General features: G+C 33.5%; 13 protein-coding genes. 1 reads left to right on the top strand and 12 read right to left on the bottom strand.

Going from position 1 to position 16,177, the window contains the following annotated elements; all coding sequences use genetic code 11:
* Positions 1 to 41: 41 nt before the first annotated feature.
* The 8 genes from secDF to E0Z07_RS11425 all read right to left on the bottom strand — a co-directional run bounded on the left by secDF (position 42) and on the right by E0Z07_RS11425 (position 13,025).
* The gene (gene secDF, locus E0Z07_RS11460; RefSeq protein ID WP_131540767.1) at positions 42 to 3,032 is read right to left on the bottom strand and encodes a protein translocase subunit SecDF; all 2,991 of its coding nucleotides are present in this window, start codon (positions 3,030 to 3,032) and stop codon (positions 42 to 44) included.
* A 143-nt stretch (positions 3,033 to 3,175) separates the two neighbouring features.
* Positions 3,176 to 4,105, bottom strand: a complete 930-nt coding sequence (locus tag E0Z07_RS11455) for a malate dehydrogenase (protein ID WP_006259278.1) — start codon at positions 4,103 to 4,105, stop codon at positions 3,176 to 3,178.
* Positions 4,106 to 4,181: 76 nt separating this feature from the next.
* Entirely contained in the window at positions 4,182 to 6,122 is a 1,941-nt protein-coding gene (gene gyrB, locus E0Z07_RS11450) for a DNA topoisomerase (ATP-hydrolyzing) subunit B (protein WP_006259279.1), read from the bottom strand.
* Positions 6,123 to 6,283: 161 nt separating this feature from the next.
* A complete protein-coding gene (locus E0Z07_RS11445; protein ID WP_006259280.1) occupies positions 6,284 to 6,736 on the bottom strand; it encodes a hypothetical protein in 453 nt (150 codons plus the stop codon).
* 169 nt (positions 6,737 to 6,905) lie between these two features.
* Positions 6,906 to 8,669 (bottom strand): TonB-dependent receptor, encoded by a 1,764-nt coding sequence (locus E0Z07_RS11440; protein WP_006259281.1) that lies wholly within the window; start codon positions 8,667 to 8,669, stop codon positions 6,906 to 6,908.
* Positions 8,670 to 8,691: 22 nt separating this feature from the next.
* On the bottom strand, positions 8,692 to 11,715 hold the full coding sequence (locus tag E0Z07_RS11435; protein WP_131540766.1) for a tetratricopeptide repeat protein: 3,024 nt from the start codon (positions 11,713 to 11,715) through the stop codon (positions 8,692 to 8,694).
* 270 nt (positions 11,716 to 11,985) lie between these two features.
* Positions 11,986 to 12,684 carry an LrgB family protein gene (locus E0Z07_RS11430; protein WP_006259283.1) on the bottom strand — a complete coding sequence of 233 codons (699 nt, stop codon included), beginning with the start codon at positions 12,682 to 12,684 and terminating at the stop codon, positions 11,986 to 11,988.
* On the bottom strand, positions 12,681 to 13,025 hold the full coding sequence (locus tag E0Z07_RS11425) for a CidA/LrgA family protein (protein WP_006259284.1): 345 nt from the start codon (positions 13,023 to 13,025) through the stop codon (positions 12,681 to 12,683). The genes E0Z07_RS11430 and E0Z07_RS11425 overlap by 4 nt, the downstream gene beginning before the upstream one ends.
* Positions 13,026 to 13,473: 448 nt before the next feature.
* Here E0Z07_RS11425 and E0Z07_RS11420 point away from each other — a divergent pair, with 448 nt between their 5' ends.
* Positions 13,474 to 14,163 carry a cell division ATP-binding protein FtsE gene (locus tag E0Z07_RS11420; protein ID WP_006263274.1) on the top strand — a complete coding sequence of 230 codons (690 nt, stop codon included), beginning with the start codon at positions 13,474 to 13,476 and terminating at the stop codon, positions 14,161 to 14,163.
* A gap of 92 nt (positions 14,164 to 14,255) precedes the next feature.
* Here the strand turns inward: E0Z07_RS11420 and E0Z07_RS11415 are convergent, their stop codons facing one another.
* The 4 genes from E0Z07_RS11415 to infC all read right to left on the bottom strand — a co-directional run bounded on the left by E0Z07_RS11415 (position 14,256) and on the right by infC (position 16,088).
* Positions 14,256 to 14,777: a class IV adenylate cyclase gene (locus E0Z07_RS11415; protein ID WP_131540765.1), complete on the bottom strand. Its 522-nt coding sequence runs from the start codon at positions 14,775 to 14,777 to the stop codon at positions 14,256 to 14,258.
* 114 nt (positions 14,778 to 14,891) lie between these two features.
* A complete protein-coding gene (gene rplT, locus E0Z07_RS11410; protein ID WP_006259287.1) occupies positions 14,892 to 15,236 on the bottom strand; it encodes a 50S ribosomal protein L20 in 345 nt (114 codons plus the stop codon).
* A gap of 105 nt (positions 15,237 to 15,341) precedes the next feature.
* Positions 15,342 to 15,539, bottom strand: a complete 198-nt coding sequence (rpmI, locus tag E0Z07_RS11405) for a 50S ribosomal protein L35 (protein ID WP_016361612.1) — start codon at positions 15,537 to 15,539, stop codon at positions 15,342 to 15,344.
* Between the two features lie 54 nt (positions 15,540 to 15,593).
* Positions 15,594 to 16,088, bottom strand: coding sequence for a translation initiation factor IF-3 (infC, locus tag E0Z07_RS11400; RefSeq protein ID WP_217645600.1), 495 nt, complete (start codon positions 16,086 to 16,088; stop codon positions 15,594 to 15,596).
* Between the last annotated feature and the right edge of the window lie 89 nt (positions 16,089 to 16,177).

Below are 16,177 nucleotides of genomic sequence, written 5' to 3'. Positions count from 1 at the left end.
GCGGAGTGGCTTTTTTTATAAATACAAGTTCTAAGATAGAATTAGTTTTTCTCAACTAACATTTCCTCTTGAGCTTCTCTATGTCTTCTTTCGATTTCTTCTTTATCTTTTCTTGGCATAGTATCCACTAATACTGGAGTAGCTAAGAATAATGAAGAATAAGTACCTACAATAATACCGATTAACATCGCAAAGATAAATCCTCTGATTGAATCACCTCCGAATACGAACATGATTAATAATACTAGGATTAAAGTAAGCGAAGTATTAATAGTTCTAGATAATGTAGTATTTACTGAATCATTAACGATCTTATTGAAATCACCTTTTGTTTTACCAGCGATGTACTCACGTACACGGTCAAATACAATTACAGTATCATTCATAGAATAACCAATAACAGTTAAGATCGCAGCGATGAAGTGCTGGTCAATCTCCATATGCCAAGGCATAAACTTATATGTTAATGAGTAAATACCTAATACAAAGATAACGTCGTGCGCAACAGAAACAATAGCTCCTAATGAATACTGCCATTTTCTAAAAGAAATAACTAAGTAAATAAAGATAGCAGCCATAGACCCTAATACAGCCCAATATGCATTCTGTTTAACGTCTTTTGCCATACTTGGTCCAACTTTAGAAGCTTGGATAACTCCTAATGTTTTTCCTTCTGTAGCATTAACGAACTCTTCATAAGTCATAGGAGATGAATAGTACCCTTTTAACCCTTCGTATAACTTCTCGTTTACTTCTTGGTCTACTGCAGCACCTTCTTCTTCTACTTTATATTTAGTAGTAAGTTTTAACTGTTGTTTATTTCCGAATACTTTCGCTTCAACATTTACACCAAATACTTCTCCTAGCTTATCACTTACTTCGTTAGCTGTAACTTCTTTATCAAACTTAACTTGGAAAGTTCTACCTCCTACAAAGTCAGTTCCTTGGTCAAATCCGTTGATTGCAAATGAAGCAAAAGAAACCACTACAATGATTAATGATAAACCATAAGTAGCTTTCTTCATTTTTAAGAAATCAAAGTTGAAGTTTGTAAACCAATTTTTAGTAATACTTGTACTGAATGCTAAAGTTCTACCAGCTTTAACGTCTCTATCCATAAAGATACGAGCGATAAAGATTGAAGTAAATAATGAAGTAGCAATACCGATTAACAATGTCGTAGCAAATCCTTTAATAGGTCCTGATCCAAAAGCGAATAAGATAACCCCTGTTAAGATATGTGTAACGTTTGCATCAACAATCGGACGCATAGCACCATGCCAGCTATAAGATTCTTTAATCGTATCTGCAAGACTCATTCCCTTACGCAAACATTCTTTTGCTCGTTCAGAAATAATAATATTCGCATCCACTGCAGTACCCATCGTTAATACGATACCTGCAATACCTGGTAATGTCAATACAGCACCTAAACTAGCAAGGATACCAAATAAGAATAATAAGTTCGCTAATAAAGCAATATTTGCATACCATCCAGCTCTACCGTAGTAGAATGCCATCCAAGCAGCAACAATAATTAAACCAGCCACAGCAGATAACATACCAGCATCGATAGCTTGTTGTCCTAAAGATGGTCCTACGATTTCAGATTGAACGATATCTGCACCTGCTGGTAATTTACCAGCACGTAAGATATTCGCTAAGTCTTTCGCATCAGCAACAGTAAAGTCACCTGAGATAGATGATCTACCACCAGAGATAGGTCCACTAGTAACACCTGGAGCTGAATAAACGATATTATCTAATACAATAGCAATATTAGAATGCTCTGTATAAGCTTTTCCTGTTAACTCTTCCCATACTTTAGCTCCCTTAGGACTCATTGTCATCCCTACTACAGGACGGCTAAATTGATCATACTCATCTTGAGCACCAGTAATAACGCTTCCACTTAAAGGAGGAATACCTTCTCTATTTGTTTTTAAAGCATATAACTCAACTAAATCAGGAGCTTTTTTACTTGGTTTACCCCATGCAAAACGAGCATACTTTTGATCTGCTGGTAATAAGTTACGTACGTCAGCTCTGTTTAAATAAGCATTTACTTTAACTGTATCTTTCGTTTGGAAATAACCTAAGATTGGGCTTCCTTGTTGTCCACCCATTGCGAATAAGTCTAATAAAGGGTTGAATTCTTTATTAGCTGCATTCCCCATAGAGTCTTTTGCTACAGTACCTAATAATGCTTCAACATCTGAGTTAGTTGTTGTATTATCAGTAGCAGTCTCTTTTTGATTAGCTTGCTTTTCAGTTGTTTTTAAGTACTCATTAGCAGCCATGATATAGTTTCCTATTTCATCTACTTTATAAGTTTCCCAAAACTCTAACTGAGCAGTACTTTGTAATAAATTTTTAATACGATCTACGTCTTTTGCTCCAGGAAGCTCAACTAAGATACGCCCTGTATCCCCTAACATTTGAATATTTGGCTGAGAAACACCGAACTTGTCGATACGCTCTCTGAATACACGGTAAGCACTCTCTATAGATTCTTTTACTTTTTTATCTAAGATAGACTTTACTTGGCTATCAGACATTCCAACAGTAATCTCACTTAAGTTTCTGTTTGCAAAAATATCTGCAGCTGCTAATTTTACATTCCCTTTTGATTCTTTATCAAAAGCAGTGTAAAAAGCATCTAAGTAACTTTGATTACCTTGTCTTTGTGATTCAGCTTCTGCTAACGCTTTATTAAACGTAGCGTTCTTTGAATTATTAGCTAAACCTTTTAAAATGTCTTTGATTGATATTTGCAACGTAACATTAATACCTCCTTCTAAGTCTAATCCTTTATTGATTTGCTTAGCTCTCACTTCATTGAATGTTTGTCCTAAAAATACCGTTTGGTTACCAATTGAATCAAGGTATTGTAATTCTTTTGTCGAATCTCCACCAGCAAAAGCTTTCGCTTTATCCTCATAATGGTTGGTAACAAAGGTAAATGACAGTTGGTAAATACTTACCAATGCAAAGATAATTGCAAAAAATTTAACGAGTCCTTTGTTTTGCATTATTACTAAAAATTAATTATTTACTTTTTTTAAAACGAGCAAATATATGATATAGACAATGATTAAGCAATTCTTTGACTAAGAATATCAGCAAAAAGAGCTTTTTTCTATTACATATATTTTAACAATTAAACAATCTTTTACTATTCAATTGTTAATTCCTTATTTGTATCCCTAACAGCATTTGCACTATCTACAAATTTCTGAGATTCTTGCTCATTTAATTTTAATTCTACTATCTCTTCTATTCCTCCTTTTCCTATAACACAAGGAACTCCTATACACAATCCTTCTTGCCCGTATTCACCTTGTAAATATACAGAACAAGGGATTAACTTCTTAAAATCATTTAAGATACTATCCACAACGTTAGCTACAGCTGCTCCAGGTGCATACCATGCAGAAGTTCCTAATAACTTCGTTAGAGTAGCTCCACCAACCATTGTTGATTTACACACCTCTTCTTGTTCTGCTGCTGTCAACATCTCACTTACAGGAATACCTTTATAAGTAGCTAATCTGATTAATGGAATCATTGTAGTATCCCCATGTCCTCCAATAACCATTCCTTCAATATCTCCAACAGGTTTGTTTAGTTTTTGAGATAAGAAATATTTAAAACGTGAAGAGTCTAAAGCCCCTCCCATACCTATTACTTTCTTACGATCTAATCCTGATATTTTTAAAGCTGCTAGAGTCATTGTATCAAGAGGGTTAGTCACTATCACAAAAACAGCATTAGGAGAGTATTTTAAAGCACTTTCCATCACCGATTTTACTACAGATGCATTAGTACCTATTAATTCCTCACGAGTCATCCCTGGTTTTCTTGGAATTCCTGAAGTAACTACTACTACCTCACTATTAGCTGTTAAACTATAGTCATTAGTACTTCCCTTAACAATAGTATCAAATTTAGAGTTAGCTGCACATTGCATGATATCCATTGCTTTACCTTCTGCATATCCTTCTGCAATATCCACTAAAACTACTTCACTAGCGATTCTTCTATTAGCAATAACGTCAGCACATGTAGCCCCAACATTTCCTGCTCCAATAATTGTAACTTTCATAACTTTATATCTTTTTATTAAAAAAAGGTCAAGGCATATAATATGCTTGACCTTTATAATTTTACATATTTAAATACTAAGCATCAATTTTAGCATAAGTAGCATTTTTCTCAATAAAATCTCTACGTGGTGGAACTTCGTCTCCCATCAACATAGAGAATACTCTATCTGCTTCTTGTAAACTATCTATTGTTACTTGTCTAAGAATTCTATGTTCTGGATTCATTGTAGTATCCCATAATTGCTCAGCATTCATCTCTCCAAGACCTTTATAACGCTGAACACTTGATCCACTTCCCATTTTCTCCATTAACTCAAGACGTTCTTCATCTGTCCATGCATATTCTTTACGTTGCCCTTTTTTAACCATATATAATGGAGGTGTAGCAATATAAACATATCCATTCTCTATTAACCCTCTCATATAACGGAAGAAGAAAGTTAAAATCAACGTTGCGATGTGGCTACCGTCCACATCGGCATCACACATGATTACTACTTTATGATAACGTAATTTCTCAAGGTTTAATGCTTTACTATCCTCTTCTGTTCCCATCGTAACACCTAAAGCAGTAAAGATATTCTTAATCTCTTCGTTTTCGAATACTTTGTGCCCCATTGCTTTTTCTACGTTAAGAATCTTACCTCTTAATGGTAGAATTGCTTGGAAGTTACGATCACGTCCTTGTTTTGCAGTTCCTCCCGCAGAGTCTCCCTCCACTAGGAATACTTCACATTTAGAAGCATCTTGTTCAGAACAATCAGACAACTTTCCAGGTAGTCCACCACCGACCATAACAGTCTTACGTTGAACCATCTCACGTGCTTTCTTAGCAGCATGTCTAGCCTGAGCAGCTAAAATAACCTTTTGAACAATAATCTTAGCATCATTTGGATGTTCCTCTAAGTAGTTCTCTAGCATTTCTGCTACAGCCTGACTCACAGGGGATACAACCTCTCTATTTCCTAGTTTTGTCTTTGTTTGTCCTTCGAATTGAGGCTCCATTACCTTCACAGAGACAATTGCAGTCAACCCCTCTCTAAAGTCATCACCTGTAATTTCGAACTTAAGCTTATCTAACATTCCTGAAGCATCTGCATATTTCTTCAATGTTCTAGTAAGCCCCATACGGAATCCTTGTAGGTGTGTTCCTCCCTCATGCGTATTAATATTATTCACATAAGAATAAATATTCTCTGCATAAGTATCATTATAAACTAATGCAACTTCAACAGGGATTTCTCCTTTGTCAAGTTCCATAGAGATTACATCTTCAATAATCGGCACACGACTACCATCTAAGAATTTAATAAACTCTTTTAATCCTTCTTTAGAAAAAAATACTTCATGTTTAGGCTCACCATTTTCTTCAATTACTCTTTTATCAGTAAGTGTTATCTTTAATCCTTTATTCAAGAAAGATAACTCTCTTAAACGCCCAGCTAAAGTATCATAAGAAAACTCTAGAGTCTGTGTAAAGATAGTATGGTCAGGTTTAAATGTAACCGATGTTCCTCGTTTATCTGTTTCACCAATAACTTTTACTGGAAATAAAGCTTTACCACGCGAATATTCTTGTTCGTAAATTTTACCTTCACGATAAACAGTTGCTCTTAACAAATCAGATAGTGCGTTCACACACGATACCCCTACTCCGTGAAGACCTCCAGATACCTTATAAGAATCCTTGTCAAACTTCCCTCCAGCACCAATCTTTGTCATTACTACTTCTAATGCAGACACTCCTTCTTTTTTGTGGATGTCCACTGGGATACCACGTCCATTATCTTCTACAGTAATAGAGTTATCCTCGTTTATAGTAACGCTTATTGTATCACAATAACCAGCTAAAGCCTCATCAATTGAGTTATCAACCACTTCATATACTAAATGGTGTAATCCTCTTACTCCTACATCACCAATATACATCGAAGGACGCATCCTTACGTGTTCCATTCCCTCAAGAGCTTGAATGCTATCCGCTGAATAATTATTCTTATTTGTTTCTTGGCTCATAATAATAATAATAATAATCTAAAATATCTAACGTACAAATATAACAATTATCAAAGACTTTATCAACTCTAAACAAGCCTAAAATACATATATCTCACAAATAAAAACAAAAAAACGCAGATGTTTTCACACCTGCGTTTTTTTGTTTTTATAAAGGACTTTTACATTAATTCATGAATTGTAAATTCACAATTGTTAAATGTAAATCTCTCATGTACTTTTCTTCCTAATAACTCCTTGGCGATTGGAGCATCCATAGAAACGGCTAATACAGAACGGTCGTCTAAAACAATTTTTGGCAAAGCTGCTGAGAAAAATAAATACACTGAATTTACTTGTACTAAACTTCCAAATTCTACTACAGAACTCACTTTTTCATCATCTATTTTAGCAACTATATCTCGCATAGCTATATTTTCTAAAATCTTCTTACTCAAGTTTTCTTGTTCTAAATGCATCATTGACAAGCCTGTCTCGTGTTTGTCTCCTGCAGAACTTTTGGCGTCGTTCTGCGCGTCGATTGTCAAATCTTCTACAATTCCTTGCAACGCTTCCACCTTGTCATTTAACCGTTCTAAACAAATTGTTTTTAACTTCTTTTTTAATGTCATCATTACGTCTTTAAAATTTCTTTCTTTGCGAAATCGAAAGAAAATACATGTTTTGTTGTTTGTAACGACAAAAGTAAGTTATTAATCAATGAAAAAAAACAGTATTGTGCACCTTTTAGCGAATTTTAGTCATAAATTATCAGTTTTTAGCTTTTTTTCTGATTACAAAATCTCAAAAATCGAATTTATACATTGCTCCTCCCATAATCTGTACACCTTGCACCTTAAAGTTATCCCATTGATTATATTTCTGATTAAATAAGTTATTGGCTTTTAAGAATAGAGTCCAATTTTTAGTTGGCCTATACCCTACTTTCATATTTAAATCAACATAATCTTTCAATTCTACAACTGATGGATCTTCCCAAGTATTATAGTCTCCTATAAGCCCAGTAGAATCAATTACAAAAACATCTTTACGCTTACCTACATAAAACACATCTACACCTGCAAACCATTGTTCTGTAAAATCAAATTTAAAATCAGCTCCTGCTTTTACTTTTGGTAAATTCCAAGCTTCTAAAGAATTTGTATTATAGTTATTATACTCTCCATGAACTCCTATAGAAACATTCTCTTCGAAGTCAAAACGCAATTCACCAAATAAATTCAATGTTTTAACATCTCCATATTGCACTCCAAATGAGTTTCCAAACATATATGGTATTCTACTTCTATTCAAAGTATATTCATTGTGCAAAAACATCGCTTTGTCTTTCTCTCTTTTGTAAGACCCCTTGATGTTATAAGAGATATTATTATCTAATTTTCCTTTTAATCCAAGATAAATATCATACTTCTTATCAGTAGGCGTAATTAGAATATCTGGGGAAATGAAAGGGTTTTCTTCTGAAAACTGTTGAAAAGAGTTTTGTTGCAATCCTCCCTCTATTCCTGCATAAGTCACTAATAATCCAGGAACTAAATCATAAGATGCTTTAACTTGTGGATAGATATAAAAGTTATTCTCTGATTTACCAGCTAATTCTCCATTATTAAAGAAAACACCAACTCCTACTTGTACAGAATAGTTGTCATCTCTAAATGTAAGACTAGGTTGAGCTCCAAGGTTTAAATGATTATACTTCGTTGTTTCCCCTACAAATGAGTTTTTATATGATGTTCCTACATAATCAACAACAACCCCTACATTCAATTCTCCAAAGTCCAAAGCTGTTTTTACATTTGGTCTAATCTTAAAACGATTTTCTACCGTTCCAAAATCATCCCAAAAATAATCATATCTAAAATCCAATCCTGTAAAAGGGCTATTTCTAAACTCTAAAGCTCCATTTACAAAAACATTTTTATAGTGTTGAGATTCGTCTATTCCAGAAATATCACCTTGATTGAAGTCGATTTGTTTCGTTGGTAATCCATAATAATTACTCAATTGGTATCTAGCACCTGCTTCTACTGTCCAACCAAAATTCTTTAATTGTCCACCATAAACCAAACCTCCTTTTGTATTAGAGAAACTATCATCTAGAAGTAAATTCTTAATCCCTCCTTGAGAAGAAAAGTGACTAGCATATCCTGCTAAAAAACTATTCTTATTTAAGTGTTGACTTAAGAACACCTCTCCATTCAGATTAGTATAATTACCTGCAGAAAAAAGAGCATAATTATTAAAGCTTTTTAACCTACTTGTTCTTTCTACCTCTGCTGCTTTTCCTTTCTCAGGTACAAAAGTAGATGCTACAGGAAAAGAACTAATAGTATAAATTACATCTTTCTTGTTACCTGTAGTTTCATCGTCATTATTAGCTGTAGTACGAACTTTAAAAGCATCCGAAATTGTTGCATCATAAGCCCTTACTACATTAACAACCTCTGTACCTAATTTACTTGCTTCCGTATTTTTATCTTGAGCATAACCTGCTATTCCCCCTAGAGTTAAAACAGATAATATCGTATATATATTCTTATTGTTCATTATAATATCTTCTATATTAAAATTATTGAGCAATCGAAGAGTTTCGTTTAGCCTCTTGCGCTGTTATTTTTTGAAGTTCCTCTTTAGCTTCTTTCACCACATCTGGGTAGTCAGTAAAGTTCTTAGTAACGCTTTCTAAAATATAAGTAGCTTGATAACTATCTTTTAATTGATAGAAGTTCTTTGCCATTAATACTAATCCTTTAGCACCATAATACTTATAACCTGAATAGTCTTTTGCTAATTTCTGTACACTCTCATTAGACGCTTCATACTTAGCCTCTTTATTCTTAAAGTAAGCATCATAATACATCGCCTCTGCAGCTAACTCTCCTTTTGCTATCTTCAATACCTCTTGATAACCTTTCTTTGCTTTAGCTTCATCATTAGTAGCTATAGCCGTTCTAGCAATAACTATTTGTGCATCACCTTTTACTTTATTATCTGTTTTAGCCATTTTTAATACAGCTTCAGCATATTGAAGAGCTTCACTATAGCTATTTTGCTCATAGCTCAACTTCATTAGATTAGACTTAGCGAACACTACATTCTGTTCTTGTGCTGCCTCTGCATCTAAACGTTTTAAAGTAGTTATAGCCTTAGCAGTATTTTTATTTTTCAAATAAATCTCAGCCAAACGAGCAAGAGAAATCTCTGAGAACTCATTCTTATCCTTAGAAATTACAACTTCATAATGAGCAGTAGCCTTATCTAGATTATTCTCTGCAAAATACATTTGCCCTAAATAGAAATGAGCTTGTAACGCCTTTTGTCCCGTTGGGAAACTTTTTAGGTATTTCTCATATCCATCTATAGCCGATTGTGTATTATTTTGAATATACTGTTTTTCAGCCGACTCATAAGTATCTTTATCTAGTTCAGCATCGGTTACTTGAATAAAAGAAAGACCTTTAACCCATGCAGCATATTCATCTACCTTTCCATTATCCACATAGATTAGTCGTGCATTTTGAACCGCTTCGATAGCCTCAGAAGATTCCGGAGACTCTTTTACCACTTGTTTAAATTTAGCTAACGCTTGATCAGGTTTATTGTCGTTATAGTTAATCAAACCTTGTCTCAAGATAGCTCTTGCTTTATAACTTGATGTAGGATAATCTTTCAACATCTTATCAAAAGCACTTAACGCCTTTTGACTTTGATTCATAACGTCATAAGTCACCCCTATCTCATATTGAGCATCATCAGCCAAATTAGAAGTTGGGTAATCTTTCACAAACTTCGCTAAGTCTTCTATTTTACGAGGATTACGATCTACGAATCCATAGCTAATTGCCTTTTGAAAACGTGCATATTCTACATCAGCTTTATTTGCCTCTATAACTTTATTATAAGCCTCCATCGCAGGCCAATACTTCCCAGTAACAAAATTACAATCTCCTTGTCTTAGATAGGCATCTAGACGACGCGCCTCATCTTTAGGATTTTCATCTGTGTATTTTTTAAAATAATCCGCTGCTGTAGCATAGTCTTTCAATTTGAAGTATGAATACGCTAAATTATAATACAAATTATTACGTTCAGACAATCCCTTAGACGCTGTATTTTGATCAAATGCTTTGAACTGAGTGATAGACTCATTGAAGTCATTTAAATAAAACAATGTCTCACCCTTCCAATATTGAGCCTTTGCAGTATACTTTAAATTTTGCTTCTCTGCTAAAGATTTATCAAAAAGACTTAATGCTTCCTTATAATTCCCTTCATTGAACAATTCTTGACCACGCAAGAATGTCACTTGTTGATACACCTCTTTATTTCCTACAGAACGATTCTTCTCTAATAGAACTAAAGCCTCTTTATAGTTTTTAGAAGAAACATATGAGTCGATTAAAAGACCTTCTATCTCTCCGCGATAAGACGAATTAGGATATTTACTAATATAAGCATTTAATACAGCAGGTGTACTCTCATAAGCATTCCCAATATCATAACTAAGTTTCGCATAGTTTAAGAAAGCATCCTCTTGAATACCTGCGTCAAAACGCATTTCAGAAGCATTCTTAAATGCATTTAATGCCTGCGTCTTTTTATGTGTTTGAAGATAACTTTCCCCTAAGTGGTAATAAGCATTCTGTGCAATACCATTATCTCCACTGATAATTTTATTAAACTGCTCAATAGCCTTAGGATAATCTTTTGATTTATAATAAGTGTACCCTAATTGATAGAAGTCAGTATTACTCCACTTCCCTCCTTTACCTTGATAAGCTAATAAATGAGGTAGTGCTTTATCATATTGCTTTAAGTTAAAATAACTCTCCCCAACTATTTTAGACAACTCTGATTTCTCTTCAGGAGTCGCTTTTGTCATTTGAGAAGTTCCTTGTTCTATAGCCGTTTGAAAGTTTCCTGTCTTAAAGCTCATGTCTGCTTGATAGTACCCCATCTTCTCTTGGTAAGAAGACTTAGTTTCTACTTTGTCAAACAATTTTTTTGCATCGTCAAAATTATCTGAGTCATAAGCAATATATCCTAGATAATATGTTGCTTGCTCCCCCCATTCTCCACGAGTATTTACTTTCTTTAAATAGCGTTCTGCTTCTTTTTTATTCTTTGTATAGAAGTAACTATATCCCTTCTGAAAGTTAAAACGATCTAACTTCTTCTCATTAGTAATTGCGTTTTCTTTCACTTTTACAGCGTACTGCAGGGCTTTAGGAAAATCTCCTTTGCTGAAATAATAATCTGTAACCTCTACATAAGCCTGATTTTGCTTAGAACTAGTAGGGTACTTCTTCACAAATTCATCTATCTTATCTTCAGCTCCTTCTTGATTTAACTTAATAGCACAATACGCGATATAATAAGCACAATCAGCCTCTACCTCCGTATTTTCGCCTACATGAGCTTGTTTTACTTTCGTGAATAACAATTGCGCAGCTAAATATTGTTCTTCATTATACAATGCTACAGCATGATTATAATCAGCTAATCTCTCTACATAAGCAGCTGATTGTTGAGCACTTGCAGTTATACTCCCCAGTGCAAGAGTTAATAAAGTTAACCTATTATTTTTGTGCATTTCCATTCAGATTTATATAACGTCAAATATATCATTTTATACTCTTTTAAACTTATTTTTCAGCAATATATTGCCCTAATTGTTATCAAAAATATATTTAAATTGAAATTACACCTCTTCCATAGTAATAAAAAAACATGATAAATTATATCTTTTTGAGATTTAATAAATCGCATTTCACAAGAAAATAGCAAAAAACATAATAAAGAAACACTCCTTAATACAAAAAATCCCAATTCAAAAGAATTGGGATCATATAAAAAGTCTTTATTACAAATAAGAGGATAACAATCCTAAGATAATAGGAGCTAATACAGCAGTAAAAATTCCATTAAAAATCATCCCCACACTAGCGAAGGCTCCATACTTATTACTCACCTCCATTGCCTTCATCGTACCCATTGCATGAGAAGAAGTCCCCATAGCAATACCTTGTGACATTGGATTACTTATTCGAGTAAGGTTAAGCACCTTAAATCCCACCATACTACCAAATATCCCCGCTATCATAACAGCAGCGGCAGTTACAGACGGAATACCATTAACTGACTTAGATATCTCTAAGGCTATAGGTGTACTAACTGACTTAGGAGCTAGTGATAAAATAATCTCTTGATCTGCGCCTGTCATCTTAGCTAGTATCACTACTGACACTACCCCCACAACACATCCTATTAATTGACTAATTAAAATAGGAAACAACTGTTTTTTAATTTTTTCCCACTGTACATATAAAGGAACTGCTAAGGCTACAATAGATGGCTTTAAAAAGAAATCAATATACTTACCTGCCTCTTCATAATTTTGATAAGGAATCTTTAAAAGATATAAATACCCCATCAAGACAACCATAGACAAGATAATAGGATTAAATATAATCCATTTTTTCTTTTCACTCAAAGCTATTCCTAAAGCATATAAAGCTAAAGTTAGGAATAATAAAAATGTTGGATTGGCTAAAAAATTCATTTCTTTTTTCTTAATAATTGATGAGTAAATCCAGTTACAAAAATCACTATCACTGTACTTACCAGTGTAGCCACAACAATAGATACAATCGACTGACTAAGAATTCCGAAATAATTCAACATAGCCACACAAGGTGGAACAAAGAATATCCCCATGTTTTTAATTAAGAAGTTAGTAATACCACCGATTGATTCTACTTTTACCCACCTCAATTTTAACATTGTCCATAATGTGATTAGACCGATGATACTTGATGGTAATTTTAATCCTGTGAGATACACCACTAACTCTCCAAAGGCTAGACAACCTATCACGATTGCTACCTGCTTAATTAAATTCATTTTGTTTAAATATTTATCACAAAATTACTAAATACAATCTCTATAAAAGAAACAAAACAGATAAAAATAAATTATTTAACAACTACAAATCTCGCCAAAAGACATCACTTCAACAATAAACAAGAACCAATCACTTAGCTTTTTGGTAACTTTTACTTAATCTTATATTCAAAAAATTAGAGCAATTTTGTCATGTAATCAAAAAGAAAAATATGTAAACAAAATATAGATTAAATTGGTTAGTTAGAACAAAAGGAGAGATCTACAGCGGATCTCTCCTTTTGATTTAACTACTTACTACATCAGTTTATTTTACATTATTTACACTCCACAATAAGACCTCAATCTATTTTTTTCTTAAAAACGACATCCGATATAGATATTTTCAGCTCAACTATACTTTATTATTGTTTATCTTAGTATTTTTACCACAAAATACACGATTATTATGTCTAAAACAGTTTTATCCCTACAAGGAGTTGATATCTACCAGAACAAGCATAAAGTACTTTCTAATGTTAACTTAGAAGTAAATAAGGGAGAATTTTTATATATAATCGGAAAGACAGGTGCAGGTAAAAGTAGCTTTATGAAAACGCTGTATGCAGACCTTCCTTTAGAAGTAGGCGAAGGCTCTATCGTAGACTATGACTTGAAGACCTTAAAAGAAAAAGATATTCCATACCTAAGAAGATCACTAGGAATCGTATTCCAAGACTTTAAACTACTTCCTGACAGAACAGTCTATGGAAACTTATACTTTGCCTTAAAAGCAACTGGTTGGTCAGAAAAAGAAGCGATGGATAGAAAAATACACGAAGTATTAGACAATGTAAATATGTTAGCACATATCGAAAAAATGCCTCACCAACTATCAGGAGGGGAACAACAACGTATCGCTATAGCTAGAGCATTGCTAAATGATCCTGATCTAATCCTAGCTGATGAACCAACAGGTAACTTAGACCCTCAGACTAGTGCTGAAGTAATGGAACTCCTACTTAAAATTAATAAGAATGGTAGAACCATAATCATGGTAACACATGATTATGCATTGTTATTAAAATTCCCTGCTAAAACATTAAAATGTGACGATGGTACCCTATTCGAAGTAGTACACAGAACATCACAAAATTAATATACAAAAAGACTATCAGTGTTGATAGTCTTTTTTGTTTTATCCTAACTCAATCTACTCCATTTAAATCAAGAGTAAAAGACAAGTCACTACTATTTTTTATTTAACTGAAGAATAAGATCACTATACGATACCGCAACTAAATCTTCTTTAGTCAACTCCATTAGATTAAAAAAATAATCACATTGTTGCTTTAAATCAACACCCTCTTCTACTCCGATATTACAAGCTTCTACTTCCACAAAACACCCCAATCCATCCACTTGATCCAAGTGAATACTAACGTTCTTATACTTTAAGACCTTACGCACTTTAGATACCTTTACTTTTATACCAAACTGCAATTCTAATATCGCACCTAACGCAACATCTTTCTCATGTTTATAATAAATAACATCCGAACTCTTCGCTTCCTCCCCATTTACACGATTATAATAAATCAAAGAACTATACTCATCATACTCACGAAGCTTCACTCTTCCAATAGGGACGTTATAATAAGTATCCACTTGCTTATATACCCCATCTAGAATGAGCTCTAATCCTTTTAATTTATCTTCTATACTATCTAAGTCAGCTACACGTGCTTTAAATTCCACATTCTGTAATTCCATCTATCTCTTTTTAGGTTCTAGCAAATATAACCGATTAAAATAAAAAAGCCTCACTGCATACAGTAAGGCTTTTAAATATATTAAGTAAGATAAATCAGATTTGACAAACGTTTATTATTTTACTTTATTAACGATAGCTGCGAAAGCTTCTGGGTGATTCATAGCTAAATCTGCAAGAACTTTACGGTTCAATTCGATATTGTTAGCTTTTAATTTACCCATGAATTGAGAATAGCTCATTCCGTGTAATCTAGCACCAGCGTTGATACGCATGATCCATAATGAACGGAAGTTTCTTTTCTTTTGTTTTCTATCACGGTAAGCATATACCATTGCTTTTTCTACCGCGTTTTTAGCTACTGTCCAAACGTTTTTACGTCTTCCAAAGAATCCTTTGGCTTGCTTCAAAATTCTTTTTCTTCTTGCTCTTGAAGCTACTGAGTTTACTGATCTTGCCATTTCTTAAAAATGTGTTTTTTGTAGTGGGCGGTTATGTTTCAAACACTTCTAAACTTTCATTTGCTCCACTCCAGGGTTATTAAATTATTTTAACCGGAATTAAGATTAGATTAATCTTAATTGATCTTTGATACTGTTTGTATCTGCTTTAGACACTAATCCAGAGTGTGTTAAAGCTAATTTACGCTTTTTAGATTTTTTAGTCAAAATGTGACTTTTGAAAGCGTGTTTTCTTTTGATTTTTCCAGAACCAGTCAACTTGAAACGTTTCTTAGCACTAGATTTAGTTTTCATTTTAGGCATTATTTCCTAGGTATTAATGATTATCTTACTTAACTATCTTAATATACTTAAATACTATTTTTTCTTTTTAGGTGCAATAAACATAGTCATACGTTTACCCTCTAAAACTGGCATAGTTTCCACTTTCCCGAATTCCTCAAGATCTTGAGCTAATCTTAATAATAAGATTTGTCCTTGATCTTTATAAATAATCGAACGTCCTTTAAAGAATACAAACGCTTTAAGCTTAGAACCCTCTTTCAAGAATTTCATTGCATTCTTCTTTTTGAACTCATAATCGTGCTCATCTGTTTGAGGACCGAAACGAATCTCTTTTACAGTGATTTGAGTCGATTTAGCCTTTAGCATTTTTTCACGCTTCTTCTGTTCGTAAAGGAATTTGTTGTAATCAGTAATTTTACAAACAGGAGGTTCAGCATTTGGTGAAATCTCAACTAAATCCAATTCTAACTCCTCTGCTAAACGCATTGCGTCAGCAAGTTTATATACACCTGTTTCGACGTTGTCTCCTACAAGACGAACTTCAGGAACGCGGATGGCATTATTAATTCTATGCGCATCTTTCTTTTCTTCGCGAGGATTTCTTCCTCTGTTTTGTCTTATTGCTATGGCTATAAAATTTTTTGTGCTTGTTCACC

It is taken from the genome of Myroides odoratimimus, from assembly GCF_004337635.1.
Classification (GTDB): domain Bacteria; phylum Bacteroidota; class Bacteroidia; order Flavobacteriales; family Flavobacteriaceae; genus Flavobacterium; species Flavobacterium odoratimimum.
This window is presented reverse-complemented; position numbering and strand designations above follow the sequence as displayed.